Source organism: Shimia sp., assembly GCF_022448905.1.
Taxonomy (GTDB): Bacteria; Pseudomonadota; Alphaproteobacteria; order Rhodobacterales; family Rhodobacteraceae; genus Shimia.
Map to the genome: position 1 here is coordinate 133,028 of NZ_JAKVCW010000001.1, position 26,181 is coordinate 159,208.

Genomic DNA, 26,181 nt, shown 5'->3' on the forward strand with positions numbered 1-26,181 from the left:
TAAGGCACTATTGGTTTTGTTTTGTTTGGCCCTGGTTGGGTGCGATTGTCGCGCTAATTTCCGGCCCCTGGAGGACCGTTTTGAAAATTCTAATCGCTGACGACCACGATTTGTTGTTGGACACTGTGACCGCCTTTGTCGATGCCACCGGTACCATGGGCTCCGTAGGCGTTTCCGATCTGGATCAGGCGATGCAAGCGCTCGATAGCAAGGGGCCGTTTGATCTGGTGCTGTTGGATTACAATATGCCGGGCATGCAGGGTGTCGAGGGGGTGAAGCGGGTACTGGCGCATACGTCCTCTCCACGCGTTGCGTTGATTTCCGGAGAGGCCAGCCGCGAGATTGTGCAAAAAGCCATGGCGGCCGGGGCTTCTGGCTTTGTGCCCAAAACCTTGCCAGCATCCTCTTTGGTGAATGCGATCAAGTTCATGGCGGCTGGGGAGCAGTTTATCCCGGCCGAGTTGATGCAAGCCACAGAAGCAGCGGAGCCGCATCCAATTGCCAAAAAGCTCACGCGCCGTGAGATGCAGGTGTTGGAAGGTCTGTCCGTGGGCAAGTCCAACAAGGAAATTGCCCGTGATCTTGACCTGTCCGAGCCGACCATCAAGCTGCACGTGAAAAACCTCTATCGCAAGATTGACGCGGGCAATCGCACGCAAGCGGCGCTGATCGCTAAAGAAGCCGGCCTGTTCTGACCGTATAATATGTCTGTTGTGCGAAAGGCTTGGCTCACGTGCTGCCAGACCTAAGTAGGGCTTTCTCATCCCTTAATGAATTAAGGACAATTTTTACGGCATTTACCATTATGTCAGTCTTTCGCTGACGCGGGTGACCTGTGCGCGCTATCAGATCCTAGCCGGGGGGCGTTATTGGGGACTGATTATGCTGCGTCGTATTGCTGCTTTGTTTTTTGTTGGGGTGCTTTCCGTTCAGGCTGTGGCAGCGGAAGACAGTGAGGTGTCCTTTACGCCTTTTGGCGAGCGGGAGTACCTGGGCTTTGGCAGTCTGTTTGTGAATGACTTCCTTGGCGACGGGTATGATCGTTGGCGGTCTGGTTCTTATGGTACAAGCCGGTTCTGGGGCTACGGTTGGAATGGCGAGCTGCCGCAGTCGGCCGGGGATTTGCTGGAGTTGCGGGTTGGCGGCGAGATCATGGCCCCAGCGTGCCTGAGTTCCCATATCCCACTGGATCGCCCCTGGGCCGGTGTGCTGACCGCGGGTCTGCACACGCAGTTTCAGCGGCATGGCACTGAGTTTGCTTTTGGTGGCGACGTTTTGATGATTGGCCCGCAGACCGGGCTGAATAGCCTGCAAAAGGCAATTCACGATGTGATTGGGATTGAAGGCCCGTCTGATGAGGTTCTGGCGCATCAGATCCCAAACCAGTGGCGGCTGCGCTTTGTCGGCGAAACTGGGCGCACGTTTGATCTTGGCGGCCAAACCAGCATGCGTCCTTTTGTAGAAGCCCGCGCAGGGGACGAAGATCTGGTACGTGCCGGTGTGGATTTCACCATTGGTCGGTTTGGTCGCGGGGAACTGGTGTCGCGAGATTGGGTAACGGGACACCGCTATCGTTCCGGTGCGCGTCAGGAAAAGGGGCTGAGTTTTGTGGTGGGCGCAGACATCGCAAAAGTGTTCAGCAGCATCTATTTGCCCGAAGACCGCGGCTATCGCCTGACCGATACACGCCGTCGTGTGCGGGCCGGATTGCATTGGCAGGGCAAGAACCATCACCTGTTTTATGGCCTCACGTATTTGAGCGAAGAGTTCGACATGCAGTACCAAGGACAACTTGTTGGCGCGGTGCGATTGGATATTCGCTTTTGAGGCGAGGTGAGGTGTTTTTTGCAACACACTGAGGCGCCTCGCTTTTTTTGAAACTTCCGGCTAGGCAGCTCGAGTCCGCTTTGTTAACCTGTCCGTAATAAAAAAACTACTAGGCAGGTAATCAGGCAATGAAAACGGGCTTTCGTGGCACGTTTGTCATCTCCTGGTCACAGACAGAAATAGATGGTCAGAAGGCCGCACCGTTGCAGGCGCTGGAAACAGGCGTGGTGTGGTCCTGGTCAAGGGACGCCGTCCGTGTGGACGGCCCCAATGGGTTATTGCGTCTGGACCGTGGGGAAGAAGGGGCAAACATCCGCAAGCGTGCGGCGCACATGGTGCGCAAGCTGGTTGGGGCGGCGGTGAATCATCAAACAAACATCCAGAGCCTGGATGCGGTCGATATTGAACTGCCCTTGATGGAGGGCGGTTTTGTGGTGACCGATGGGGCGGAGAGCTACACCGCAACGGTGATTGAAGTGGATGGCAGTGCGCCGCTGCTGATGTTTCTGGACGAGCTTCCGCCAAAGAACAAAGACTTATGGGTGGTGCATTCTGCGATGAGCACTTTGCAGCGGCCCAAATCAGTACAAGAGGGTAACGGAGTGATTTGTTTTACACCGGGCACGCGGATTGCGACTCCGCAGGGGCCACGGTTGATTGAAGAGTTGCGCGAAGGCGATCAGGTGCAGACGCGGGACAATGGCGCGCAGCAGATCCAGTGGATTGGATCGCGGCGTATGACCGGGGCGCGCCTGTTTGCGATGCCAAAGCTGCGGCCAATCCGTATTCGCCCCGGCGCGCTGGGCATCGAGCGGCCAGATCAGGAATTGCTGGTCAGCCCGGAGCATCGGATGCTGGTGCGCGGTCATACAGCGCGGGCGTTGTTTAACGAGAACGAGGTTCTGGTGGCGGCGCGCGATCTGGTGAATGGCAACAGCATCAGCGTGGACACGGCGCTAAAGGAGGTGACCTATGTGCACCTGCTGTTGCCGTGTCATGAGGTGATCTGGGCCAACGGGGTGGAGACAGAGAGCTTCCATCCGGCCAATGCGGCGTTGGACGCGCTGAAGGAAGAGGACCGGGCGCGGTTGTTTGCGCGTCAGCCGGAGTTGGCGCAGAACCCGCACAGCTATGGGCCGCACGCGCGGCGCAATCTGACCGCCAGCGAGGCGGCGATTTTGATGCACGACGCCGCGTAAGCGACATAGCGACCATGACAAAAAGAAACCCCGCCGGACTGGCGGGGTTTTTGCTTAGCTGGAGAGGTCTTCTGCCAACATGAAGGCATTGTCGTCTGGATCATAGAAGGTCGCCAGTTTGACCATTTCCGGGATTACTTGTGTGGGGCCGTCAAACTTCACGTCCGCCGCCTCAAGCGCGCTGCGGGCGGTGTCGATGTCGTCAACGCCAAACACCGGGACGCAATTGCCGGGTTTGGGCTCGGATTGCTCGCCCAAGCCAAGGATCACGCCCTCGGTTTTGGTGTCCAGCTCGCTCCAGCCGGCTTCGTCAATGTGGTAGCGCAATTCAAAGCCGAGCTTCTCTTTGAACCAGGTTGCGCTGGCGTGGCGATCACTCACAGAAATTGAGAGCGTGATGATGTTGGTCAATGCGGCGAGAGCCATGATGCGGTCCTTAGTGGTTGCTGATTTCACAAAATGTAGTTACTATACTTTATGGACATTAAGTTACTTGTCAAGATCACCTCTCGAGCCTGGGCGCTCGACATTCTGGCGCAGATGCATCGCGGCGTGCCGGGGCGGCAGGCGACGTTGATTGCCGCCACTGGGGCAGGGCGCACGGCCTTTGGGGCCAGTCTGGCGCATTTGATGGAGCTGGGGGTGGTGATGCGAAATCCCGGTCACGGGCATCCGCTGCGGCCGGAATTTGTTTTGACGGATCTGGGCGTTGTTGCGGCCGCTAAGGCAGATGAGATTCTGCGGGCGTCGCCGGAGAGCGATACCAAGCTGTTGCGCAAAAGCTGGACCGTGCCGGTGTTGGCGCTGGCGACGCGGCCGCAGCGGTTTTCAGGCTTCAAGGCGGGGTTGGGCGCGATCACAGATCGGGCGCTCTCCACCTCGTTGCAGAAGTTGGAGGCCCAGGAGTGGGTTGCGCGGGAGATTGATCTGTCGGAAAGGGTGCCTTTTCCGACCTATCAAGCGGTGAACGCCGGGGCGCGGATCAGTCAGGTGATTGGGTTGGCGGGGTAGGCTTAGGGCAAACGGTCATCGTTGTTTTGTTGAGATGAAAGTGGCTGTGGTGATAATACGGGTTCGTTGGGTCGAGTTTCTTGATGCCTTCAAAGAAGCGGTCAAAACCCATGCAGAATAGATTGTCTGTCATTGCGAACAGATACGTTAGTACCTCTGATTGCTGTTTTGAGGCTTCCGGGTAAACGTCACTGTAGATCTTCAAGATCTGCCTGCGTTCGGCTTCGGACGGATTCAGGCATTTCACAAAGTCCAGACGCGCTTGGGTGTGTGCAAGATTGTAGGGCGTGTGGTTCTCGGCTCTGTCGAATACGAACAAGTGGTTCACAAAGTCCGCTGTTGCCAGCGCGCCTATGAAGGGGCGATGCATGACGGCATTTTCGGCCATGTTTGTGCCGGGTTCGCGAAGCGCTTCCTTCTTGTAGTGGTCGAGATATAGCGGTGGATCAAAGGCGTTCAGCGTGGCCCATTCCGCTGGGCAGACCTGTTCGGCAAGTTGCGCGTATGTGGGATCAGCCGGGCGCATCAGGGCCAGGGCACCGGTGTAGGTCAGCAGGCAGGCAGCAATGGACAGAATAATGCGTTTCACAATCGTACCTTTCAATAGCAACCACCCAGGTAATTTATAGGTTTGCCAAGCCATTGATTTGGCGGAAATGTGGCAACTCTGGGGAGATAGGCTTGCCTTGAAATCAGCAAAGAGCTGTGTAACTTGCCCCATCAAAGTGGGAGTAATTGCTGTGATTAAGCATTTTCTGGCTATTGCGCTAGCTAGCTTGATGGGGACATCTGCCAATGCGCAGGACATCCGTTGGCAATCTGAAAAGATGACGCCAGGCGCCTATGTGTCGATAAACCAATCGCAGGGAGGAATGATCCATCACGTTTATACTGGCCGCAGAGGCAAGGCGTTTGTGTTGACCAGTTATCGTGGCGCAAAACCCGGCGGCACACCGGCGTTTGAAACACACTTGGACAAAGACGGGAATTATGTGCGCTGGGTACGGCCTGACGGCTTTGAAATCCGGTATCGACCACATGATTGCACCCGCACCCTTGGGCAATGCAGCTACAAAGAGATTCATTCAGACGGAACTCGGAAACAGCGCACTCGTGTGACAGAGGCCACCAAGAAAGGGTTAGCCTTCAAAGAATATGACGAAAACGGCACATTTCTTTTTGGTGGCAAAATGAATTTGGAAGAAGGCGGTTGGGCCGGAAACGGAGTGATTGACAGCGCCCAAGGAAAGCAAAGGTTTACACTTAAGAAGCGCGGTGTCCTCGCCAATTAAGTTGCCCTGAATACGTTGCCTTGTAGAGGGAAGCTAAAGCCGTAGCTGCCAAGCGAGCTGTAGCTGATGTTGTCATGGCATTGGGATTGTCCACTCCCCGCTTGACTCCCCCGGAATCCCCCGTATAAGCGCGGCTTCATTGGTGTTGGTGGCCCTCGCAAGAGGATGCCTGTCATGTCGGCAAAATCCGGCAAGAGGACAACGCCCTTCGAAACCTGAACGAAGGAGATCAGCAGATGACAAAAAGAACTGCTGCCAAGTACAAAATTGACCGCCGGATGGGCGAAAACATCTGGGGTCGTCCAAAATCCCCAGTGAACCGTCGTGACTATGGCCCAGGCCAGCACGGTCAGCGCCGCAAGGGCAAACTGTCTGACTTCGGTACGCAGCTGCGCGCCAAGCAGAAGCTGAAAGGTTACTACGGCGACCTGACCGAGAAACAGTTCCGTCGCATCTACGGCGAAGCTGAGCGTGTAAAAGGCGACACCGGTGAAAACCTGATCGGTCTGCTGGAGCGCCGTCTGGACGCTGTTGTTTACCGCGCCAAGTTTGTTCCAACCGTGTTTGCTGCACGTCAGTTTGTGAACCACGGCCACGTTCTGGTGAACGGCAAGCGCGTTAACATCGCGTCTTACCGCGTCAAAGAAGGCGACGTGATCGAAGTACGTGAGAAGTCCAAGCAGCTCGCAGTTCTGCTGGAAGCCGTTCAGCTGAACGAGCGCGACGTGCCTGACTACATCGACGCCGACCACAACAAAATGACCGCAACCTTCGTGCGCACCCCAGGCCTGTCCGACGTGCCATACCCGGTTGTTATGGAACCAAACCTGGTCGTGGAATTCTACGCGAAGAACTAATCTTCGCCGACCTAGGTTACAGAATACGGAAAGGGCCGCGAGAGTTTCGCGGCCCTTTTTGTTTGTTCAGATTTTGGAAGTTGCTGTAGCGCTGGGCGGGCTTAGCCTTTGGCCAGCGTGTCGCCGAGTTTTTCCAGTAGTTTCAGGCAATCGGACAACTGATCCAGCGCGATGAACTCGTCGGCCTTGTGGGCCTGCTCGATGGAGCCGGGGCCGCAGACCACCACATCCATGCCCATTGACTGAAACAGACCCGCTTCGGTGCCAAAGGGCACAAGGTCCGCGCCGTTGGCGCCGGTGAGTTCCATGAGCAGTTTGCGGGCTTCGTTATCGTCCTCCGGGATGAGGCCAGCGACCTCGCCCACCACCTCAGTGTCGATCTGCGCGTCGGGGTAGACCTTGCGCATTGTCGGCAGCAGCTCGTCTTCGCAATAGGCTTTTAAGGCCTCTTTCACAAAGGTGGCATCGCTGGCTTGCACGGGGCGCATTTCCCAATCCACCTGCGCCTTGGGGGCGATGACGTTGTGTACGCTGCCGCCGTGGATGGCGCCGACGTTCACGGTGGTCCAGGGCGGCTCAAAGCGGCTGGTTTCTGGCGCCATGGTGGTGAGCTTGGCTTTGAGCTCCAGCAGGCGGGAGACGTAGCGTGCAGCGTATTCCACCGCGTTCACGCCCAGATCAGGCGCGGAGCCGTGGCCTTCTAGGCCCTGAAAGCGGGTGCTGTATTCATGGCAGCCTTTGTGGCCTTCGATGATGCGCATGGAGGTCGGCTCGCCAATAATGGCGAGCCGGGGATTGATGTTGCGCTCTTTGAGGGCCTCGACCAGATGGCCTGCACCAATGCAGCCGGTTTCCTCGTCATAGGTGAAGGTAAGATGCACCGGCGTGTCGGTGACACGCTGGGCAAAGTGGGGCGCCATAGCGACGGTGGCGGCGATGAAGCCTTTCATGTCGCAGGTGCCGCGTCCGTAAAGACGCCCGTCGCGCTCTTCCATGACGAAGGGATCGGAGCTCCAGTCCTGATCGGTGACCGGCACCACGTCGCTGTGACCGGAGAGCACAATGCCGCCGTCGACTTCGGGGCCGAGGGTGGCAAAGAGGTTGGCTTTTTTGCCGGTTTCGTCGTGGAAGATCTCCACCTTGGCGCCGCAGTCTTTGAGACGTGCAGCGAGGTAGGAGATCATGTCGAGGTTGCTGTCGACCGAGACCGTCGGGAAGGCGATCAGGTCGGAGAGGATCTGTTTGGTGGTCTCCAGCATGGGTCAGCCTTTGACGATCAGCTTGCGCTCCAGATCACAGAGCGGCTCTGCGGCGCCCTCTTCGCGGATCAGGATGGTTTCGGTGGTCTCCAGCCCCCAGCTGTCCATCCAGAGGGCGGGCATGAAGTGGAAGACCATACCGGGTTGCAGCACGGTTTCGTCCTCGGTGCGTATTGAGGCGGTGCGCTCGCCCCAATCGGGCGGGTAGCTGAGGCCAATGGGGTAGCCCATGCGGCCGGAGCGTTCGATGCCGTGTTTGGCGAGCACATCCATAAAGGCATTGGCAATGTCGCAGGTGCGGTTGCCGGCGCGGGCGGCTTCGAGCCCGGCGGCGATGCCTTCGAGCTGGGCCTCTTCGGCGCGCAGCATGTCCTCGGACGGCGTGCCGAGGAAGACGGTGCGGCTGATCGGAGCGTGGTAGCGGCGGTAGCAGCCGGAGAGTTCAAAGAACGTGGCTTCGCCGGCGCGCATCGGGGTGCCGTCCCAGGTCAGGTGGGCGGCGGTGGCGTCCAGACCGGAGGGCGTGAGCGGCACGATGGCGGGGTAGTCGCCCCAATCGTCGCCAATGCCTTCGATGCCGGCTTTCATAATGTCGGCCACCAAATCGTTTTTGCGCACGCCGGGGGCGGCGCGGTCGATGGCGGTCAACATGACCTTTTCGGTGATTCGGGCGGCCTTGCAGATAAAGTCCACCTCGACATCAGATTTCACCAGGCGCTGCCAGTTCACCAGTGCGGTGGCGTCCACCAGCGTGGCCTCTGGCAGGTCTTCGGTGAGGACGGCATGGGCTTTGGCGGAGTAGTAGTAGTTCTCCATTTCCACGCCAATCCGCGCGGCCGTGAAGCCGCGCGTTTTGAGCTGTTCTGCGAGGTCCTGCATCGGATGCACGACCGGGGATTGCACAAAATGATCGCCGTACCCGAGGATATTGGCGTGATCCATCCAGCAGGTGCGGCGGCCGCCCATCATGTCCATGTAGCGGCCCCACCAGATGGGTTCGCCTTCCATGGTCACAATCACACCTTGGTGGACGTAAAACGACCAGCCATCATATCCGGTCAACCAGGCCTGGTTGGACGGATCGGTCACAAACAGCGCGTCCAGACCCGCATCCGCCATGGCGGCGCGGGTTTTGGCGAGGCGGCGTTCATATTCAGCGGTGCTGAAAGGGGCTTTGGATTGAGACATCTTGTGCTCCTTTTGGGGTCTTACGGCAGGACGGAAGCGACGGCGCGCACGGTGGCGGCGACCACCAAATCGGCTTCTTCGCGGGTCAGGCAGAATGGGGGGGCAAAGCCCAGAATGTCGCCTTGCGGCATGGCGCGGGCAATCACATTGTCCTGCTCCAGCAGTTTGGCGGCGATCTGAGGCCCAATCTTGTCGGCTGCGTCAAAGAAGGTGCGGCTGTCTTTGTCAGCGACAAATTCGACGGCACACATCATGCCTTCGCCACGGACGTCGCCCACGTTGGCGTGTGCGCCGAGGGCTTCAGACATGGTTTTGTTGAAGTAAGCGCCCACGGTGCCAGCATTTTCCACGAGGTTGAGCTCGTCGATCAGCTTGAGGTTGGCCACACCTGCGGCGGCGCCAATCGGGTGGGCGGAGTAGGTCCAGCCGTGGCCGATGGGGCCGTTTTCGTCGGTGCCTTTTTCCAGCACGGACCACATTTTTTCAGACACAATCGAGCCGGACAGTGGCGCGTAGGCGGAGGTCAGGCCTTTGGCGATGGTGATCAGGTCTGGTTTCAGACCGTAGTGGTCAGAACCAAACATCGAGCCAAGGCGGCCAAATCCGGTGACAACTTCATCTGCGACCAGCAGAATGTCGTGCTTGTCCAGAACGGCCTGGATAGCAGGCCAGTAACCTGCAGGGGGCGGCACAATGCCACCGGTGCCGAGAACCGGCTCGCCAATGAAGGCGGCAATGGTGTCAGCGCCTTCGCGGGCAATGGTTTCTTCCAGTGCGGCAACACAGTGGGCGACAAACTGCTCTTCAGATTGGCTCTGGTCTTCGCGGCGGAAGTAGTAAGGCGCCTCGGTGTGCACCACCTGTGCCAGCGGCAAGTCGAATTTCTTGTGGAACAGCTCCAGACCGGTCAGGGAGCCGGTCATCAGGCCGGAGCCGTGGTAGCCACGCCAGCGGGAGATGATCTTCTTTTTCTCGGGGCGACCCAGGATGTTGTTGTAGTACCAGATCAGTTTGATGTTGGTTTCATTGGCGTCCGAGCCGGAAAGGCCGAAATAGACCTTGGACATGTGGTCGGGGGCGCGGTCGAGCACCATTTTGGCCAAAGTGATGGAGGCTTCGGTGCCGTGACCCACGTAGGAGTGGTAGTAGGCCAGCTCTTTGGCTTGGTCCGAAATCGCATCGGCGATGTCGCTGCGGCCGTAGCCGACGTTGACGCAGTAGAGGCCGGCAAAGGCATCCAGCAGGCGGTTGCCGTCGCGGTCTTCGATGTGGCAGCCGGTGCCGCCGGTGATCACGCGATGAGGCACATTGCCCCGCGCAAATTCTGCCAGGTGGGTGGAGGGGTGGAAGAAGCTTTCACGATCCCATTGTTCAAGTTTGTCGTTGTGCAGCATGGCAAAACCCTCGTGCTTGTGGCGGCGCGCCGCCTAAAAGTTACATGAAGGGAGCCAAGTGCACGCGCGAGACCGGCTTGGATCTCTGATGAGCGAAGTGGCTCCGCTCACCCTGACAGCAGCGCGCAATGCCTTTATTGCCGGGGTTCGTGACTCGCTTTGAGCATATTTGATCAAACAAAAGCAATATGGATGTTGCGGGCGGTGGCGAAAAAATGCTGTTGCAGCCCCGTCCGTGGGCAAGGGGATTTGGTGGCAAATGTCCAGCGCTATTGGGTTAAGGAAGTCAGAATTTTATCAGCAATTTTAGCGGTTTGGTTGTCTGAACGTTAAAAAGATGGCAAGGTTTTTGAACCTCGCGCACGGCGGCTTTAGGGGGCGGCTCCGTTCACACGGGTAAGTGCAAGAAGGAGACATCGCTATGGTAGAGGCGGTAGGCATATTAGGAGAGACCACGGGGTGGTCTGGATTGAGCGCAACGCAGAACGCGATGTTGCACGCAGCGCTGGCGAAATACGCCGGGCAGCCGGTGCAGGAGCCCAAAGCGGCCCCAAAATCAGAGAAAGTAGAGCCGGTGAAGGAAACTTCACGTAGCCAGCTGCAAGGTCATGAGCCGCAAGGGCAAAAGACGTTGGACAGCGCTGTGATGAGTGCAATCCGCTCAGCAGTGGCAAGTCATCAGGCGTCCGGCGGTGACAACTTTGTGCAAGTTCTGCGCAGTAAGTTGGATGCGGCGGGCATTGATAGCTCCAAATCTGTGGTGGATTACTACGCATAAGACAGATGCCTTGGGGACCTGCTATGTTGGTCTGACGAGGGCAAAGTCGCAGTGCGCCTAACGCGCGCTGGAGGAGCGCAGCCATGTGGGCTGCGTGGTGCGAGGTGTTGCCTCGTGCCCTGAGAGATATTGAGTAAGAAGAAGCGGAGGCGTGCCGGGCATGCCGCCGACGGTGCGCTTGGGGGAAGGGTGGACATTTTGTCTACGTGACGCCCGTTTGCAACAGCCTGAGGGGATTTGTTGAGGCAATTCCCCGCGTCACCGGCTTCCTGTCTTTCCAAGCCTCGGGTGCCTCGCTAAACAGCAGGCAACGAGGGAGTAACGTGATGTCACGAATAGAGCCGCAGCCCGGTGTCATGGATATTGAGTTGTATGTGGGCGGCAGCGCGTCAGTGGACGGCGTCAAAGACGTTGTGAAACTGTCGTCAAATGAAAACCCGATGGGATGCAGTGAGGCAGTGACCGACATGCATGCCAAGACCGGGTTGAACCTGCATCGCTATCCCAACACTGACCACGCCGAGCTGCGCGCCGCGATTGCCGAGGTTCACGGGTTGGACGCCAACCGCATTATCTGTGGCGTGGGCAGCGATGAGGTGTTGCAGTTCATCACCCAAGCCTATGCCGGTGTGGGTGACGAGATTGTGTATCCCGAGCACGGCTTCTCGATGTATCCGATCCTGGCCAAGATGGTGGGCGCGACGCCGGTTGTGGCAAAAGAGCGCGAGCGGGTTGTAGATGTGGATGCCTTGCTGGCGGCCTGCACTGAAAAAACCAAGATTGTGTTTCTGGCCAACCCGGCCAATCCAACCGGCACAATGATTGGCGGCAATGATCTGGCACGTTTGGCCGATGGTTTGCCTGAGGGCTGTATTCTTGTGCATGATGGTGCCTACACAGAATATGTGCAGGGGTTTGACGGGGGCGCGAGCCTGGTGGAAGCGCGGGACAACGTGGTGATGACGCGGACCTTCTCCAAGATCTATGGTCTTGGCGGGTTGCGTGTGGGCTGGGGCTATGCGCCTCAGGCGATCATCGATGTTTTGAACCGGGTGCGGCAGCCGTTTAACCTGAATGACATCCAGATGAAGCTGGCCATGGCTGCTGTGCGCGATCAGGAATGGGTCGCGAAGTGCCGGGCGGACAACACACGTTTGCGGGCCTGGCTGGCTGAGGCGCTGATGGAGCACGGCGTGCCGTCTGACACCTCTTGCACCAACTTCATTCTGGCGCGGTTTGCCGATCAGGCCGAAGCGGAAGCTTGTGATGACTACCTGAAATCCCAAGGGCTGATTGTGCGGCGTGTGGCGGGCTATGGCCTGCCAAATTGCCTGCGGATCACTGTGGGAGATGAGCCAAGCTGCCGCCGGGTGGCGCATGCGATTGGCCAGTTCAAGGACGGCGCGCGATGAGCACACCGGTTTACAACCGCGTAGCCCTGATCGGGTTGGGGCTGATTGCCTCCTCGATGTTCTGGGCGACGAAACGTGGTGGACTGGCCGGTGAAGTGACCGGGTTTGCTAAGTCTGAGGCCTCGCGGGAAACGGCGCGGCGCATTGGCCTGTGTGATCGGGTCTGTGACAGCGCGGCAGAGGCTGTGGCGGATGCAGACCTTGTGGTGCTCTGTGTGCCGGTGGGCGCGATGGGGCCGGTGGCCAAGGAGATTGCGCCACATCTGAAAGCAGGCGCGACCGTCACCGATGTGGGCTCCGTGAAGCGCGATGTAATTGAGGCGGTTGCCCCGCATTTGCCAGACGGCGTGCATTTTGTACCGGCGCACCCTTTGGCGGGGACAGAGCATTCCGGGCCGGAGAGCGGGTTTGCCGAGCTGTTTGACAACCGTTGGTGTCTGTTGGTGCCGGTGGAAGGAAGTGATGCGGAGGCGGTGGCACAGCTCCGAGCGCTCTGGGAAGGCATGGGCGCCAATGTGGATGAGATGGATGCGGATCACCACGATCTGGTGCTGGCTGTGACCAGCCACACGCCGCACCTGATTGCCTACACGATGGTTGGTGTGGCCGATGATCTGCGTCGCGTGACGGATAGCGAAGTGATCAAATACTCGGCGGCGGGCTTTCGGGATTTCACCCGGATTGCGGCATCTGACCCGACCATGTGGCGAGACGTGTTTCTGACCAACAAAGACGCGACGCTGGAGATTTTGGGGCGCTTCACCGAAGAGCTGTTTGCGTTGCAACGGGCGATCCGCACCGGCGATGGGGACCATCTGCATCAGTATTTTACCCGCACGCGGGAAATTCGCCGTGGCATCATTGAAGCGGGCCAGGATACGGCCGCGCCGAACTTTGGCCGTGAGGCGCCCAAGACGTGAAGCGGGCGGCGGCATATCTGGCGCTGATCGCAACCTTTGGCACCGGAGCGTTGAGTGCGGTGCAAGCCAATGCGCCAGAACGCAGTTTGCGGCCTGTTTTGCGGGTTGTGTATCCGGTGGCTTTGCCAAGCTTTGCGCCGGATCGATCCTTGCGACCTAGGCTGCGGCCCGGTTCCAATGCGGCGACGGTAACCCGCGTGGCGGCTGTTGCTCCCGCTGCGGCGGCGACCGCGGCGGCCATCGAGATGGCCGATCCGGAGCCGGTGCGCGTGACGCGGGCAGAGCGCAAGGCGCGCAAAGCTGCGGGCATTGGCAAAGTGTGTCGCAACAAGCGCCTGATTGGCAAAGAAGTGCCGCCGGTGCCCGGTAAGCTGCGCGGCTGTGGCATTAAAAAGGGCGCGATCAAGCTTTATGAAGTTGACGGTGTGAAGCTGTCGACGCCGGCGGTGATGACCTGTGACACGGCGAAGGCGCTGGAGAAATGGGTTGGTAAGGGGCTCAAGAAATCCGTGCGCAGTTTTGGCGGTGGGGCGAAAGAGATCAAGGTGGCGGCGGGGTATTCCTGTCGCACGCGTAACAATCGTCCCGGTGCGAAAATAAGCGAGCATGGTAAAGGCAAAGCGATTGATATCTCTGCCATCCGGCTCAAAAATGGTGAGAGCATTTCGGTTTTGAAAGACTGGAACAACGGCAAGAAGGGCCGCATCCTGAAAAAGATGCACAAGCAGGCCTGTGGGCCGTTTGGCACGGTGCTTGGCCCCAATGCGGACCGCTATCACAAAGACCACTTCCACTTTGACACCGCGAAACATCGCGGCGGGCCGTACTGCCGGTAAAATCCTCGCTTAGCGCAGGAAAATGCGCGGGGCCGGGCCGATGGGCAGCGGGCCGAGCTTAGTGGCGCCGTTTGCGAATGTGAGTGGAATGTCGAGTTCGTTGGCATTGCCAGACAGTTGGGCGACGAAGCCTAGGGCCTGCTCAATCGTATCAATTACCGACGCCGGAATTTGGCCGGAGTGGCGGGCGACGTTGAGAATATCGCGCCAGTTGACGGCGCGAATGGTGACTTCGCCAGTTGGAAAGCCAGAAGTGTCGATGGTGACCTGACCCGCAGCGTGCAGTTGTAGGTCGCCCCAGATGACTTCCGCCAATGTGAGATCAAGCGCTGTTGGTTGGGGCCGGGACTGTTCAATGGCCGTGCGATCCCATGGGCGGTCAAAGCTGGCAGTCAGATCAGCGCGGAAGCTGGAGAAATTGCGCGGCAGCTCGATGCCGTCGGGCAGGGCAAACCCAGCCGGTGGCGTGAGCGCGTCGGCCTTGAAAGCCAAGCGGTAAGTACTGGCGTCATTTTCGTCGCGGTGCATGGCGAGGTTCACCGCGCTGGCCGCCATTTGCCAATCGGCGCTGGAGGTGATGCCAAGGCTTTCAATGGCGACATTGGTGCGGTTGAGCGTGAGATCGGTGCCGGGATCAAGCACAAGCGAGGCGCGCATGTCGCCGGTGGTCACAGTAAGCTTTTCGCCAGGAATGGCGAGGGTTTGGCGGTCTGGCCAGACCGCAATCACATGGTGGGGGCGGTATGTGAGCGCGTGCATGTTGAAAAATGGCGCCTCCCAGGCGACGCCGGTTTGCGGATCCGCCAGCGTGAGGTTTTCAAAGGTGCTGTCCAATCGGCTGGGGAAGCCTGAGACGGAAAGATCATCATATTCCGCGACCCAGCCTTCGGCGCGACGGTCTTCGAACCAGTCTGGCAATGCAGACGAGAGCGCCATGTAACCAAACAGCCAGAAGCCGGACCAGCCAAGCGCGGCCAGAACGATCAGTCGAAACAGCAATTTCATCATGGCTTGGGCCTTTCTCACAGAGTCGGTTTGGTGTTTAACGGCGCAAAGCCAGCAGGACCAGAGGCAGACTATGTGGGTATTTGGATACGGATCGCTTTTGTGGAACCCCGGATTTGAGGTGGCAGAACAGGCGGTGGCGCGGTTGGACGGCTGGCACCGGAGTTTCTGTATGCGTTCGATCCACCATCGCGGCACGGTCGAGGCGCCGGGGTTGGTTTTGGCCTTGGATGCTGAAGTGGGCGCACACTGTCAGGGGCTGGCGCTGAAAGTCGCCGAGGGGCATGAGGCGCGCACATTGGATTACTTGCGTGAGCGGGAGTTGGTGAGTTCAGCCTATCTGGAAGAAACCTTGCCGCTGACGCTGCGCGACGGGCGTGATGTGGAGGCGGTGACCTATGTGATTGACCCTGACCACGTGCAGTATTGTCACCTGTCACTGGACGAGCAGGCGCGGATTATTTCCACCGCCGTGGGCGGGCGCGGGCCAAACACGGAATACCTGCACAATACGGCCAGCCATCTTTTTGAACTGGGCATAGAAGATGCGGATCTGAAATGGCTGTCCCAAGAAGTGCGCAGATTGACCACAGCGTAAACGCCGCCACGGCAGGCGCGGTGAAATTCCTTGGCAGCGCAGGGACATGGCAGTAGGGTGAGCACAGAAAAACAAAGCGTCAGGACCCATCTGAATGGATCAGCCGGACCGTACCGTCGAGCCGAAATTCTCTAAGCCCACCTTCCAGATTCTGCAGATGCTGGTCGTCTTGGGGCTTGTTACTGCTGTAGGCTATGTGGCCTTGCCGCAGGTCTTGCCTGTGTTCACCGCAAACCCAGAGTTGAATGGCTTTATCTTCTTTGTGTTTGTGCTTGGTGTGGCAGCGACCTTTGGGCAGGTGTTGTCGCTCTTCCGATCTGTGCGTTGGATCGAAGGCTTTGCAGGGTTGCGCGAAGGCCATGACGCCAACTCACCGCCGACTCTTTTGGCGCCGCTGGCGAGCCTGCTGCGTGAGCGCGGGGCGCATGGGCAGATTTCGTCGACATCGGCGAGTTCGATTTTGGATTCTGTGGCCACACGTGTGGACGAAGGCCGCGAGATCACGCGCTACATTGTCAACCTGCTGATTTTCCTTGGCCTTCTGGGCACCTTCTACGGGCTGGCGACCACTGTTCCAGCGGTGGTGGACACAATTAAGAGCCTGGATTTGGGCTCCGGCGAGTCCAGCATCGACGTGGTGAGTCGCCTGATGGACGGCTTGGAAAGCCAGTTGGGCGGCATGGGTGTGGCCTTTGCATCGTCCCTGTTGGGTTTGGCCGGATCGCTGGTGGTGGGCTTGTTGGAGCTGTTTGCGAGCCATGGGCAGAACCGGTTTTACCGCGAGTTGGAAGAATGGCTGAGCTCGATCACACGGGTGGGTTTCTCCACCGGCGAAGGTGAAGGCGGCGACATTTCGGTGCTGGGCGCTGCGTTTGAGCATATGTCCGGACAGTTGGAACAGTTGCGCCAGACCATGGTGGCTGGAGGGACAGCGCAGGGTAGTGGTGACACGGCAGCCTTGTCGGAAGCGATGCATCGGATGGCCGATCGGCTGGACGCGCAAGACACGGCGACGCAGGCACTGTTGCGCATTGCCGAGGGGCAGGAGCGTTTGATTGCGCAGCTGTCCGATGGTGGCGGTCTGGACGGGGGCATGGATGCGGAGAGCCGGATGCGGCTGCGCTCCATCGACGTGCAGATGCTGCGCATTCTGGAAGAGATTTCTGCCGGTCGTCAGGAAAGCATGACCGAGCTGCGCACCGAGTTGAACGGAATTGCCCGTGCATTGCGCCGGATTGGCAAAGCGGCGGAGGGCGAAAGCTCTGGCCCCGTCACCAAGGTGCAGTTGAAACGGCCACCGGCGCCCAAAGGCGGCAAGGAGGGCTAAGCCATGGCCCTGTCCCGACGCACAGGACAACGGTTCCAAGCCAGCATCTGGCCCGGGTTTGTGGACGCCATGACCGGGCTATTGCTGGTTCTGATGTTTGTGCTGACGATCTTTATGATCGTGCAGTTTGTGCTGTCAGAAACCATCACCGAGAAAGACACCGAGCTAAACGCGCTGCAATCCGAGGTCGCGGCCTTAGCGGATGCCCTGGGATTGGAGCGCACGCGCACGCGGGAGTTGGAAACCGAGATTGGCGGGCTGACGGCCACCTTGGGGGATCGCGACACGCAGCTGCGCGAGCAAGACGCGCTAATCTCGGCCTTAACGGCGACACGGGATGCGCAGGCGGCGGCCTTGGATGCGGCGCGAGCGCAGATCACCAGCTTTGAGGCGCAGGTGGCGACTTTGTTGGCGCAGCGGGATGACGCGCGGGCCGATATTGCAGCGCTCGAAGGCGAACGCGACACGCTGATCGATGAGCGCGAGGCGTTGAACTTGGCGTTGGCGCAAGCGCGTAGCGAGATTGATGCGGGCGCGGAGGCGGCTCGTTTGGCGGCGGCAGAAGCTGACGCGATGCAGGCGTTGATTGACAGCTTGCAGACTGAGGTGGCCGACGGGAAGTTGCAGATTGATGCGCTGGCGGCCGAGGCCGATCAGTTGGAGAGCGCGTTGACCGCGGAAGAGCAGCGGCGTTTGTTGGAGGCGGCGGCGGCAGAAGAACTGCGCAAGCGGCTTGAGAACGCAGATGCGGAGCTGACGGCGATGACATTGGCGCTTGAGGCGCAGCGCAAAGAGGCCGAGGACACGCTAACCTTGTTGGCGGCGGCAGAGGCGGCGCGCGATGATCTGGACCTAAAGCTAGCGGCGGCCTTGGTCGAAGGGCAGAACGTGGATGCGGATTTGGCGGATACCGTGCTGAAACTGGCGACGGTGGAGACCGAGCTTGAGACCCGTGAAGGCGAGCTCGCTTCGGTGAAGGCAGAGCTGGCGGCGGCGCTCTTGGGGCTTGAGGAAAACCGGCGCACGGTGAGTGAGTTGCAAAGCCAGTTGGTGGCCGAAGTCGCCGCGCGGGCGACGGCTGAGGCACAGGTTGGTGAGCGGCGGTCTGATTTGCAGGAACTTGAGGCGCAGTTGACGGAGGCTTTGGCGGCCAAGTTGGCGGCCGAAACCGAAGGGGCCGAGGCGGCGGCGAAGGCGGACGGTCTGGCGTTGCAGGTGGCCGATTTGGAAGAACAGCTTGCGGCGGCGGTTGCGGCGCAGGTTGAGGCGGCAGAGGGCGGCTCGTCCTTGCGGGAGCGGCTGGCCACGGCGCTTGCGGCAAAGCTCGCGGCGGAGCAGAAGCTGCGTGACACGCTGAATGTGGAAGAAGAGCTGGCCAAAGCGCTGGCGGCGCAGAAGGCGGCGGAGAACGCGCAGGCAGAGGCGTTGACAGAAGCGGAGCGACGGGACGCGTTGCTGGCTGAGGCGAATAAGGCGCTGTCGGAAGAAGAGGCCAAATCGGCCGAGAGCCTGCGCCAGATTGCGGCGCTGAACCAGCAAATCGCAGCGTTGCGCAATCAGTTGGGGCAGTTGCAGACCATTCTGGACGACTATGCGGAACGTGATGCGGCGTCGCAGGTGCAGTTGGAGGCGCTGGGATCAGATCTGAACGCGGCCCTTGCGCGCGCGGCGGCGGAAGAGCGTAAGCGGCGGCTTTTGGAAGAGGCGGAGCGTATCCGGCTGGAGCAGGAGAAGATCGCGTTGGAGAACCAGACCAAGGATCTGGAGCAGTATCGGTCTGAGTTCTTTGGGCAGCTGCGCAGCCTGCTGGGCGCGCAGGAAGGGGTGCGCATTGTCGGCGACCGCTTTGTGTTCTCCTCCGAAGTGCTGTTCCCGCCCGGCGGGGCGGAGCTGTCGTTTGAAGGCCAGGCGGAGGTTGCCAAGGTGGCGGGCATCTTGCAGAGCGTGATTGACGATATTCCGAGCAACATCGATTGGATTTTGCGGGTGGATGGCCACACGGATGACGTGCCGATTTACGGTGGGGCCTTTGCGGATAACTGGGAGTTGAGCCAAGCGCGGGCGTTGTCCGTGGTGCGCTACATGATCGACGTACTGGGTCTGCCACCGGCGCGGCTTTCGGCCAATGGGTTTGGGCAGTACCAGCCGGTTGATCCCGCCGACACGGCAGAGGCACGGGCGCGCAACCGCCGGATCGAGCTGAAGTTCACTGAGAAATAATCGCTTTATTCGACCGTCAGGGTAATGGCCTGATGGTCGAGCTGTGCGCCGTCGCGGGTGATGGTGACCTCGCCATGGTAGATACCTTTGGGCCAGCCGCCCATGGGCGTGCGCTTGCCGCCGGCGCGGAAATACTGCGCCTGGGATTTTTCCATAACCGTGATGTGCTCAAACACTTTGCCTTGCGGGCCGGTGATCGTGAGCCGCATCTCATCTTTGGGCAGGCTGCCAAAGGCGTAGCCAAACAAGACCAAGGCCTTGGCTTGTGCTGGCATGCGGTTCCGCCCTGCCATACCGGATTTCACGGAGGCAAACTTGGGAACGCCGACCTCAAAGCCCACGCGGATCAACCCGCCGCCAACATAGGAGATGTCATCTTCCCAAAGTGTTTCGTAGTTTTCGCCGCAAACGCCCAAGCGGTCCGGCGCAAAAGGGTCAACAACGCGGTTGCCGTCGCGGATGGAGATGTGCAGGTGCGGGAATTGCGTGCGGCCAGAGAGCCCGATTTGGCCAAGCACCTGTCCACGGGCGATTGTGTCGCCTTGGGAGACTATCACGGAGCCCTGTTTCATATGGCAGTACTGGCTGACCCAGCCGTTGCCATGGTCAATAGAGACGCCATTGCCACAGTCTTTGCCGTTGAGTTTGGGGATGTCTTCGGTGGCGATGACCTTATCGACCATGCCGTCCCGCGTGCCCAGCACCACGCCATCCGCGGCTGCGAGCACATTGACACCGTCGTCCATGGCGTCAGTAGAGGGCAGGGCAAAGTCGGTGCCTTTGTGGCCATCATATGCCAGCGGGCCGCAGGTGTGGTCGAAATAGCCGTCGCCTTCGTTGTGGTCGACGTAGTTCTGAATAAAGCAGGTTTCGCCGAGTTCGCAGTCCACGGGCATCGAAAACGTTGGCGCGCCCGCAGCCGGGAAAGCTGCGAGCGCGCCGATCAGTGCAAGACTGTTTTTGAGCATCAGTCCGCCGTCAGAAGCGGTGGCTTGTCGCCGGTGATGCGTGGGTTGTCAGGGCCAGCCAGATCCAGCTCCAGATTGCCGTTTTTGACCTTCACCTTGACCACGCCACCTTTGGCAAGCTTGCCAAACAGCAGCTCTTCGGCCAGCGGCTTTTTGATGTGCTCCTGGATCACGCGGCCTAGCGGGCGGGCGCCCATCTTGTCGTCATAGCCTTTGTCGGCGAGCCACTGTGCGGCCTTTGGGGTCAGCTCGATGGTCACATTGCGATCCATCAGCTGTGCTTCAAGTTGCAGCACAAACTTCTCGACCACGCGCAGGATGACCTCTTTGGGCAGAGGCGCAAAGGAGATCACCGCGTCCAGACGGTTGCGGAATTCCGGCGTGAACGTGCGCTCGATCGCGGCGGTGTCTTCACCTTCGCGGCGGTCACGGCCAAAGCCAATCGCTGCTTTCGCTTGCTCAGACGCACCGGCGTTGGAGGTCATGATCAGAACCACGTTACGGAAGCTCACGGTACGGCCGTTGTGATCGGTCAGCTCACCGTTGTCCATCACTTGCAACAAGATGTTGTAGACGTCGGGGTGGGCTTTTTCCATCTCGTCAAGCAGCAGCACACAGTGCGGATGCTGGTCCACGCCGTCGGTGAGCAGGCCGCCTTGGTCAAAGCCGACGTAGCCGGGAGGTGCGCCAATCAGGCGGGAGACCGCGTGCTTCTCCATGTACTCAGACATGTCAAAGCGCAGCAGCTCCACACCCAGCGTGTCCGCCAGCTGTTTGGCGACTTCGGTTTTACCCACACCAGTTGGACCGGCGAAGAGGTAGTTGCCGATGGGTTTCTCAGGCTCGCGCAAACCGGCACGGGCCAGTTTGATGGCGGAGCTGAGCGACTCGATGGCGTCGTCCTGACCAAACACCACGCGCTTGAGGGATTTTTCCAGATCCTTGAGCACTTCGGCGTCGTCCTTGGAGACGCTTTTTGGTGGGATGCGCGCGATTTTGGCCACAACAGCCTCAATCTCTTTCACGCCAATGGTCTTGCGACGCTTGGAGGCGGCCACGAGATGCTGCGCGGCGCCGGCTTCGTCGATCACGTCGATGGCCTTGTCCGGCAGCTTGCGGTCGTTGATGTAGCGTGCGGAAAGCTCCACAGCGGTTTTGATCGCATCGGCAGTGTATTTCACGCTGTGATGCTCTTCAAAATACTCTTTCAGACCTTTGAGGATCTTGATGCTGTCCGGCACGGTCGGCTCGTTCACGTCGATTTTCTGGAAACGACGGGAGAGAGCGCGGTCTTTCTCAAAGTGCTGACGGAATTCTTTGTAAGTGGTGGAGCCCATGGTGCGCAGCTTGCCGCCCTGCAAGGCAGGTTTCAGCAAGTTGGACGCGTCCATTGCGCCGCCAGAGGTGGCGCCAGCGCCAATCACGGTGTGAATTTCGTCGATGAATAGTACGGCGTCCGGGTGATCTTCCAGCTCGGTCACGACTGCCTTGAGACGCTCCTCAAAGTCGCCGCGATAGCGGGTGCCCGCGAGCAGCGCGCCCATATCGAGGGAATAAATCGTGGTTTGGCTCAGAACCTCAGGGATTTCGCCCTGAACAATCTTGCGGGCCAGACCTTCGGCGATGGCGGTTTTGCCCACGCCCGGATCACCCACCAAAAGCGGGTTGTTCTTGCGGCGGCGGCAGAGGACTTGGATACAGCGCTCGACCTCGTGGTCGCGACCGATCAGTGGGTCCACGTCGCCTTTGTTGGCTTTCACGTTCAGATCGACGCAGTACTTGGCTAGTGCGCTTTCTTTGCCATCGCCACCGTCGGCGGTGCCTTCGATGCGCTGTTCTTGCTCATCGTCCGCGCCGCTCACAGGGCGGGTTTCGCCAAAGGCCGGGTCTTTCGCCACGCCATGCGCGATGAAGTTCACCGCGTCATACCGGGTCATGTCCTGCTCTTGCAGGAAGTAGGCGGCGTTGGATTCCCGTTCTGCAAAGATCGCAACCAGCACGTTGGCACCGGTCACTTCGGTGCGGCCAGAGCTTTGAACGTGGATCGCGGCGCGTTGAATCACGCGCTGGAACGCAGCCGTTGGCACGGCCTCGGAGCCTTCGATGTCGGTGACCAGATTGGACAGGTCATCGTCAATGAAGTCCTCGAGATCCTTGCGCAATTCGTCGATGTTCACGCCACAAGCCTGCATCACGCGCAGGGCATCGGGCTCATCCAGCAGCGACAGGAGCAAGTGCTCCAGCGTGGCAAACTCATGCTTGCGCTGGTTGGCCTGCGCGAGCGCGGCGTGAATGGCTTGTTCTAGTGAGTTCGAAAATGACGGCACGGTGTGACTGCTCCCTCCGGGTTTCGATGAAGGCGGGTGGGCCTGCCTTCACATTAGGGTCTTATGGTTAAAGTTTGGTCGATTGACGGCGGTCTTCAAGGACTTTCTGCAAAATTTGATACAGATTTCGCTCTATTCAGCCTCTGGTTGGGTCACTCTCTCGTGAGCCGCCGTCCCGATGGGCAAGTGTGTAAAGGGGTTACGCCTACCTGAAGGTGTCGGATCAAAAGTTGTCTTTGCGTTTGCGGACTTCGGTAAAGACGTCCACGGGCGCAGCGCCTTCCATGCCGAGGGCCTTTTGCAGGGCGGGATCTGCACTGCGCAGGAAAGGGTTGGTTTGTTTTTCCAAACCCAGGTTGGACGGCACGGTGGCGATGCCTTTGGCGCGCATGTCGGTGGTATCGGAAATGCGTTGCGCCACGGCTGCGTTGTCTTCCCCGAGGGATGCGGCAAAGGCGCCGTTGGACGCGGTGTATTCGTGGCCGGAGCAAACGGTGGTGGCGTCAGGCAGGGCGGCAAGTTTGCTGAGACTGGCAAACATTTGCGCCGGGCTGCCTTCAAACAGGCGACCACAGCCCATGGCCATCAGGCTGTCACCGGTAAAGACGGCGGCGGTGTCGGGGAAGTGGAAGGCAATGTGGCCCACGGTATGGCCGGACACGTCAAGGATGGAGACGGTTTCGTCGGCAAAGTCGAAGGTTTCACCCTCACTGACAGCCAAATCGAGGGCGGGCAGGCGGTGTGCATCTGCTTTGGCGCCAATCACTTTGGCCGGGTGCGCATCAAGGATGTCGGGCAGGCCGTCGACATGATCCCAATGGTGGTGGGTCAACAAGACGTGGCTGAGCGTCCAGCCACGCGCCTTGAGTTCGTCCAGAATGGGCCCGGGCTCAGGCGCGTCGACAAGGGCGGTGGCGCCGGAGGCGGCATCATGGATGAGAAACGCGTAGTTGTCGGACAGGCATGGAATGGTGACAATCTGATGGGGCATGGAAATCCGCCTCTGCATTGTTATGTTAGCTCTAGATTTGCTGATCGGGGAGCCGGGTGCAATGCATCTTGATGTGCAGGATCTTCGAAATTTCTACTACCGTAGCACCTTGGGGCGCGCGGCTCAGAAAGCTGTGCGCGATGAGATCCTGGAGCTTTGGCCTGTTGCTGAAGCTAAAGGGCAAACCGTGGCCGGGTTTGGCTTTGCCGTACCGCTGTTGCGGCCATATTTGCCGGAAGCACGGCGGGTGATTGGTCTGATGCCGGGGCCGCAGGGTGTGATGCCTTGGCCCGCAGGGATGGCGAATGTGTCAGTGCTCTGTGAGGAAACGCTTTGGCCGCTGGACACCGGGCGTGTGGATCGGCTTGTGCTGATGCACGGGCTGGAAACCAGCGAGCGACCAAGTGATGTGTTGACTGAGGCGCATCGGGTGCTTGGGCCCGGGGGGCGTGCGCTGTTTGTGGTACCGCATCGTACTGGCATGTGGTCCAGCAGTGACAAAACGCCTTTTGGCTTCGGACGTCCGTATTCTGCGGGGCAGTTGGAAACGCAGCTGCGCCAGCACGGATTTATGCCGGAGCGTCATCGCGCAACCCTTTATCAACCGCCGAGCCACAAGAGGTTCTGGCGTAAGACCGGTGCACTTTGGGAAAGCATCGGCAAAACCGTGTCGCCGGTGATGGCGGGCGGGGTGCTGATTGTGGAAGCGAGCAAGCGTGTGCACGCGCCAACGGGACCGGGCGTGTCGGCGCGCGTGAAGAAACCACTGAGCGTGTTGAATCCCAAACCGGAGGTGGCTCCGGCTTAAGGCAAGACTTATGCGGCGCGAAGGATTTCCAGTCGCGGATCTTCCTCGGCGATGCCAACACCGGTGTCAAAATCCTCTTCCATGATCTTGAGCACACAGACGTTGCCGACAAAGATCTCGGAATAGGCCACCTCAAAGCCGTTGCTGTAGGTGTGGTTCACCACATCCACGTCACCTTCCATATCCGCTGGGATGTTGATGGTCAGGTGGTTGCCGGTAAGCTGTTTGAGCACTGCAGGACCTTGCTCCATGGCGTTTTCATGCAGGTTCAGCACCAATGTGTCGTTGCCCTCACCGCCTTCAACATAGTGGCCCATGCCAAAGGTGATGGTGTCGTCACCCTCGCCGCCAATCAGCGCGGTGTCATTGTTTTGCACGAGATCCACGGTCAGCACGTCATCGCCTTCACCGCCAAACAGCTGCGTGACGCCGTCATTGGCTTCAGTGACCTCGATGCTGTCGTTGCCTTCCCCGCCGTAGATCAGGTGGGAGCCATCGGTGATTTCAACGCTGTCATCGCCGTCTTTCAGAACTGTGGCGGAATTTTCGCTGAGCGTTAGGTCGTCAGCGTCATCGGTGCCTTCTGTAGGTGTCAGGCCAAAGACGCGGTGGGCGTCAGCGTCGCCGGTGTCCGTTTCATTGTGCTGGCTGTCCGGATCAAACATGCTGGTGAGTTGCACATCGCTGGTTTCAAATTCCGTCAACCCTTCCAGACGGACGGTGCGGGTTTCGACGTTGTCTTCGTTGAGCGGGTTGGTCCAGCTGAAGTGTACATCGACATAGCCGCCGTCCGGATCCTCGGTGGTGGTGACTTCTGGTGTTGGCAATTCGTCCACGTCGTCAAAGCTTGACTTGGCGCCGATGTCGAGCAGCAGCATGTCTTCGTCCGGGTCAAAATCCGTGATGGTGGCGATGATCTGGTTGTCCTCTTCATCTCCGTCGCGGATGGCTGTCGCGCCGTCGATGTCAAAGGCGTAGACGTCTGCGCCTTCGCCGCCGGTCAGGATGTGGGACACGGTTTCTTCTGGCAGGCCAGACAAGGGTTTCATGATGAAGGTGTCGTCGCCGTCACCTCCGTCTGCGGTTGCCGCGCCGTCGTCGGCTGAGTTGTTGTGCTTCAGGAAGAAGGTGTCATCCCCGTCACCGCCAAAGCCAGAGGCCGCGTCGGAGATATACATGTAGTCTTCGCCGTCGCCGCCAAAGCCCTCGGCCTCACCGCCCAGGGTGAAGACGTCGTTGCCTTCGCCGCCGAGGATCATGCCGTCGCCAAATGATTTCAGGGTGTCGTCGCCTGCGCCAGCGTCGATGTTTTCTTCGCCGTGGGCGTAAAGCGTGTCGCCGTTCTCAGTCCCAAAGAGGTTCGGGCCGTCCAGTTGCGCCTCGTCATCGGAGAGCTCAGGGTCTTCCAGCGCTTCCGCTTCGCCGGTTTCCGGGGGGCCCAGCATCTCCACAAGATTGGCGGCCTGCTGTGCTTCGGATTGCATCTCGTCGGTTTCGGAATCGGTGTTGTCCCGGACCGGATCTTCCCCCACCTCTTCTTCGCCTACGTCGACAAAAGCGGTGGCTGCGCCGAGGCCCAGCAACGACAGTAGAATTAATGGTCCCATGATGTCCCCACACTTAGAATCAGGTCCTAGACCCCCACCGCTTCATAAGGGCCGATGAGCATTGAGAATGTGTTGACGAGGGGCGGTTTGAACCGGGGAAAGCGGGGGGTGGTGGGCTTGAAGTAGGAAAAATTGTCTCTACGTCAGGTTTTTGTCAGGTTCATTTTGCAGCCGGGATTCGAGAAAAACGGATGTTTGGGAAACACTTTTTGACCCAGAGTTAACAGGCAAAGGGTCGCACTTTGCTCAAAGCCTTGAAAAACAGGGCTTTCGTGTAATTGGCGATTACATCAAACATTGTTGCTAGCTGAGCAAGCCTCTGCTACACCCGCGACGGATTTTAACGCCTCGTTAGTC

General features: G+C 59.3%; 24 protein-coding genes. 14 read left to right on the forward strand and 10 right to left on the reverse strand.

What is annotated here, in order from left to right; translation table 11 throughout:
* Positions 1-80 precede the first annotated feature (80 nt).
* The 3 genes from MK208_RS00765 (at position 81) to MK208_RS00775 (ending at position 3,026) form a co-directional block, all read left to right on the forward strand.
* Positions 81-695 (forward strand): response regulator transcription factor, encoded by a 615-nt coding sequence (locus MK208_RS00765; protein ID WP_294112948.1) that lies wholly within the window; start codon positions 81-83, stop codon positions 693-695.
* A gap of 187 nt (positions 696-882) precedes the next feature.
* Positions 883-1,827, forward strand: coding sequence for a lipid A-modifier LpxR family protein (locus MK208_RS00770; protein WP_294112950.1), 945 nt, complete (start codon positions 883-885; stop codon positions 1,825-1,827).
* Positions 1,828-1,955: 128 nt separating this feature from the next.
* A complete protein-coding gene (locus MK208_RS00775) occupies positions 1,956-3,026 on the forward strand; it encodes a Hint domain-containing protein (RefSeq protein ID WP_294112952.1) in 1,071 nt (356 codons plus the stop codon).
* A 54-nt stretch (positions 3,027-3,080) separates the two neighbouring features.
* On the opposite strand, the gene MK208_RS00780 is transcribed toward MK208_RS00775, so the two are convergent.
* Positions 3,081-3,452, reverse strand: coding sequence for a VOC family protein (locus MK208_RS00780; RefSeq protein WP_294112954.1), 372 nt, complete (start codon positions 3,450-3,452; stop codon positions 3,081-3,083).
* A gap of 51 nt (positions 3,453-3,503) precedes the next feature.
* On the opposite strand from MK208_RS00780, the gene MK208_RS00785 reads away from it, so the two are divergent.
* Positions 3,504-4,037: a winged helix-turn-helix transcriptional regulator gene (locus MK208_RS00785; RefSeq protein ID WP_294112956.1), complete on the forward strand. Its 534-nt coding sequence runs from the start codon at positions 3,504-3,506 to the stop codon at positions 4,035-4,037.
* Here the strand turns inward: MK208_RS00785 and MK208_RS00790 are convergent.
* Positions 4,009-4,680, reverse strand: a complete 672-nt coding sequence (locus MK208_RS00790) for a hypothetical protein (protein ID WP_294112958.1) — start codon at positions 4,678-4,680, stop codon at positions 4,009-4,011. The genes MK208_RS00785 and MK208_RS00790 overlap by 29 nt on opposite strands.
* A gap of 13 nt (positions 4,681-4,693) precedes the next feature.
* On the opposite strand from MK208_RS00790, the gene MK208_RS00795 reads away from it, so the two are divergent.
* Positions 4,694-5,329, forward strand: a complete 636-nt coding sequence (locus MK208_RS00795; protein WP_294112960.1) for a hypothetical protein — start codon at positions 4,694-4,696, stop codon at positions 5,327-5,329.
* Positions 5,330-5,565: 236 nt separating this feature from the next.
* Positions 5,566-6,186 carry a 30S ribosomal protein S4 gene (gene rpsD / locus MK208_RS00800; protein ID WP_168591919.1) on the forward strand — a complete coding sequence of 207 codons (621 nt, stop codon included), beginning with the start codon at positions 5,566-5,568 and terminating at the stop codon, positions 6,184-6,186.
* A gap of 101 nt (positions 6,187-6,287) precedes the next feature.
* Here the strand turns inward: rpsD and argE are convergent, their stop codons facing one another.
* From argE to MK208_RS00815, 3 genes are read right to left on the reverse strand one after another with little or no spacing between them, the layout of a single operon-like run.
* Positions 6,288-7,445, reverse strand: coding sequence for an acetylornithine deacetylase (gene argE / locus MK208_RS00805; RefSeq protein WP_294112967.1), 1,158 nt, complete (start codon positions 7,443-7,445; stop codon positions 6,288-6,290).
* A 3-nt stretch (positions 7,446-7,448) separates the two neighbouring features.
* Positions 7,449-8,633, reverse strand: a complete 1,185-nt coding sequence (locus MK208_RS00810) for a M24 family metallopeptidase (RefSeq protein ID WP_294112969.1) — start codon at positions 8,631-8,633, stop codon at positions 7,449-7,451.
* A 20-nt stretch (positions 8,634-8,653) separates the two neighbouring features.
* Positions 8,654-10,027 carry an aspartate aminotransferase family protein gene (locus tag MK208_RS00815; RefSeq protein ID WP_294112970.1) on the reverse strand — a complete coding sequence of 458 codons (1,374 nt, stop codon included), beginning with the start codon at positions 10,025-10,027 and terminating at the stop codon, positions 8,654-8,656.
* A 421-nt stretch (positions 10,028-10,448) separates the two neighbouring features.
* Between MK208_RS00815 and MK208_RS00820 the strand changes: the two genes are divergently transcribed.
* The 4 genes from MK208_RS00820 to MK208_RS00835 all read left to right on the forward strand — a co-directional run bounded on the left by MK208_RS00820 (position 10,449) and on the right by MK208_RS00835 (position 13,973).
* The gene (locus MK208_RS00820; RefSeq protein ID WP_294112972.1) at positions 10,449-10,805 is read left to right on the forward strand and encodes a hypothetical protein; all 357 of its coding nucleotides are present in this window, start codon (positions 10,449-10,451) and stop codon (positions 10,803-10,805) included.
* Between the two features lie 326 nt (positions 10,806-11,131).
* The gene (hisC, locus tag MK208_RS00825) at positions 11,132-12,217 is read left to right on the forward strand and encodes a histidinol-phosphate transaminase (protein WP_294112975.1); all 1,086 of its coding nucleotides are present in this window, start codon (positions 11,132-11,134) and stop codon (positions 12,215-12,217) included.
* Positions 12,214-13,137 (forward strand): prephenate/arogenate dehydrogenase family protein, encoded by a 924-nt coding sequence (locus tag MK208_RS00830; protein ID WP_294112977.1) that lies wholly within the window; start codon positions 12,214-12,216, stop codon positions 13,135-13,137. The genes hisC and MK208_RS00830 overlap by 4 nt, the downstream gene beginning before the upstream one ends.
* On the forward strand, positions 13,134-13,973 hold the full coding sequence (locus MK208_RS00835; protein WP_294112979.1) for an extensin family protein: 840 nt from the start codon (positions 13,134-13,136) through the stop codon (positions 13,971-13,973). The genes MK208_RS00830 and MK208_RS00835 overlap by 4 nt, the downstream gene beginning before the upstream one ends.
* A 9-nt stretch (positions 13,974-13,982) precedes the next feature.
* On the opposite strand, the gene MK208_RS00840 is transcribed toward MK208_RS00835, so the two are convergent.
* The gene (locus MK208_RS00840) at positions 13,983-14,981 is read right to left on the reverse strand and encodes a DUF2125 domain-containing protein (protein WP_294112980.1); all 999 of its coding nucleotides are present in this window, start codon (positions 14,979-14,981) and stop codon (positions 13,983-13,985) included.
* A 70-nt stretch (positions 14,982-15,051) separates the two neighbouring features.
* On the opposite strand from MK208_RS00840, the gene MK208_RS00845 reads away from it, so the two are divergent.
* From MK208_RS00845 to MK208_RS00855, 3 genes are all read left to right on the forward strand, one after another.
* Entirely contained in the window at positions 15,052-15,576 is a 525-nt protein-coding gene (locus MK208_RS00845; RefSeq protein ID WP_294112981.1) for a gamma-glutamylcyclotransferase, read from the forward strand.
* A 94-nt stretch (positions 15,577-15,670) separates the two neighbouring features.
* Entirely contained in the window at positions 15,671-16,903 is a 1,233-nt protein-coding gene (locus MK208_RS00850) for a biopolymer transporter ExbB (protein ID WP_294112982.1), read from the forward strand.
* 3 nt (positions 16,904-16,906) lie between these two features.
* Entirely contained in the window at positions 16,907-19,123 is a 2,217-nt protein-coding gene (locus MK208_RS00855; RefSeq protein ID WP_294112983.1) for a peptidoglycan -binding protein, read from the forward strand.
* Positions 19,124-19,128: 5 nt separating this feature from the next.
* Here the strand turns inward: MK208_RS00855 and MK208_RS00860 are convergent, their stop codons facing one another.
* The 3 genes from MK208_RS00860 to gloB all read right to left on the reverse strand — a co-directional run bounded on the left by MK208_RS00860 (position 19,129) and on the right by gloB (position 23,409).
* A complete protein-coding gene (locus MK208_RS00860; protein ID WP_294112984.1) occupies positions 19,129-20,091 on the reverse strand; it encodes a M23 family metallopeptidase in 963 nt (320 codons plus the stop codon).
* Positions 20,091-22,418 carry an ATP-dependent Clp protease ATP-binding subunit ClpA gene (clpA, locus tag MK208_RS00865; RefSeq protein WP_294112985.1) on the reverse strand — a complete coding sequence of 776 codons (2,328 nt, stop codon included), beginning with the start codon at positions 22,416-22,418 and terminating at the stop codon, positions 20,091-20,093. The genes MK208_RS00860 and clpA overlap by 1 nt, the downstream gene beginning before the upstream one ends.
* 223 nt (positions 22,419-22,641) lie before the next feature.
* Positions 22,642-23,409: a hydroxyacylglutathione hydrolase gene (gloB, locus tag MK208_RS00870; protein WP_294112986.1), complete on the reverse strand. Its 768-nt coding sequence runs from the start codon at positions 23,407-23,409 to the stop codon at positions 22,642-22,644.
* Between the two features lie 61 nt (positions 23,410-23,470).
* Between gloB and MK208_RS00875 the strand changes: the two genes are divergently transcribed.
* A complete protein-coding gene (locus MK208_RS00875; RefSeq protein ID WP_294112987.1) occupies positions 23,471-24,217 on the forward strand; it encodes a methyltransferase domain-containing protein in 747 nt (248 codons plus the stop codon).
* Between the two features lie 8 nt (positions 24,218-24,225).
* On the opposite strand, the gene MK208_RS00880 is transcribed toward MK208_RS00875, so the two are convergent.
* Positions 24,226-25,824 (reverse strand): hypothetical protein, encoded by a 1,599-nt coding sequence (locus tag MK208_RS00880; RefSeq protein ID WP_294112988.1) that lies wholly within the window; start codon positions 25,822-25,824, stop codon positions 24,226-24,228.
* Positions 25,825-26,181 lie beyond the last annotated feature (357 nt).

Bases quoted from the DNA above. Each gene is read 5' to 3' on its own strand.
- MK208_RS00770 (WP_294112950.1), top strand. From the start codon at position 883: ATGCTGCGTCGTATTGCTGCTTTGTTTTTTGTTGGGGTGCTTTCCGTT.
- MK208_RS00775 (WP_294112952.1), top strand. From the start codon at position 1,956: ATGAAAACGGGCTTTCGTGGCACGTTTGTCATCTCCTGGTCACAGACA.
- MK208_RS00780 (WP_294112954.1), bottom strand. From the start codon at position 3,452: ATGGCTCTCGCCGCATTGACCAACATCATCACGCTCTCAATTTCTGTG.
- MK208_RS00785 (WP_294112956.1), top strand. From the start codon at position 3,504: ATGGACATTAAGTTACTTGTCAAGATCACCTCTCGAGCCTGGGCGCTC.
- MK208_RS00790 (WP_294112958.1), bottom strand. From the start codon at position 4,680: ATGGCTTGGCAAACCTATAAATTACCTGGGTGGTTGCTATTGAAAGGT.
- MK208_RS00795 (WP_294112960.1), top strand. From the start codon at position 4,694: ATGTGGCAACTCTGGGGAGATAGGCTTGCCTTGAAATCAGCAAAGAGC.
- rpsD (WP_168591919.1), top strand. From the start codon at position 5,566: ATGACAAAAAGAACTGCTGCCAAGTACAAAATTGACCGCCGGATGGGC.
- argE (WP_294112967.1), bottom strand. From the start codon at position 7,445: ATGCTGGAGACCACCAAACAGATCCTCTCCGACCTGATCGCCTTCCCG.
- MK208_RS00810 (WP_294112969.1), bottom strand. From the start codon at position 8,633: ATGTCTCAATCCAAAGCCCCTTTCAGCACCGCTGAATATGAACGCCGC.
- MK208_RS00815 (WP_294112970.1), bottom strand. From the start codon at position 10,027: ATGCTGCACAACGACAAACTTGAACAATGGGATCGTGAAAGCTTCTTC.
- MK208_RS00820 (WP_294112972.1), top strand. From the start codon at position 10,449: ATGGTAGAGGCGGTAGGCATATTAGGAGAGACCACGGGGTGGTCTGGA.
- hisC (WP_294112975.1), top strand. From the start codon at position 11,132: ATGTCACGAATAGAGCCGCAGCCCGGTGTCATGGATATTGAGTTGTAT.
- MK208_RS00830 (WP_294112977.1), top strand. From the start codon at position 12,214: ATGAGCACACCGGTTTACAACCGCGTAGCCCTGATCGGGTTGGGGCTG.
- MK208_RS00840 (WP_294112980.1), bottom strand. From the start codon at position 14,981: ATGATGAAATTGCTGTTTCGACTGATCGTTCTGGCCGCGCTTGGCTGG.
- MK208_RS00845 (WP_294112981.1), top strand. From the start codon at position 15,052: ATGTGGGTATTTGGATACGGATCGCTTTTGTGGAACCCCGGATTTGAG.
- MK208_RS00850 (WP_294112982.1), top strand. From the start codon at position 15,671: ATGGATCAGCCGGACCGTACCGTCGAGCCGAAATTCTCTAAGCCCACC.
- MK208_RS00855 (WP_294112983.1), top strand. From the start codon at position 16,907: ATGGCCCTGTCCCGACGCACAGGACAACGGTTCCAAGCCAGCATCTGG.
- MK208_RS00860 (WP_294112984.1), bottom strand. From the start codon at position 20,091: ATGCTCAAAAACAGTCTTGCACTGATCGGCGCGCTCGCAGCTTTCCCG.
- gloB (WP_294112986.1), bottom strand. From the start codon at position 23,409: ATGCCCCATCAGATTGTCACCATTCCATGCCTGTCCGACAACTACGCG.
- MK208_RS00875 (WP_294112987.1), top strand. From the start codon at position 23,471: ATGCATCTTGATGTGCAGGATCTTCGAAATTTCTACTACCGTAGCACC.
- MK208_RS00880 (WP_294112988.1), bottom strand. From the start codon at position 25,824: ATGGGACCATTAATTCTACTGTCGTTGCTGGGCCTCGGCGCAGCCACC.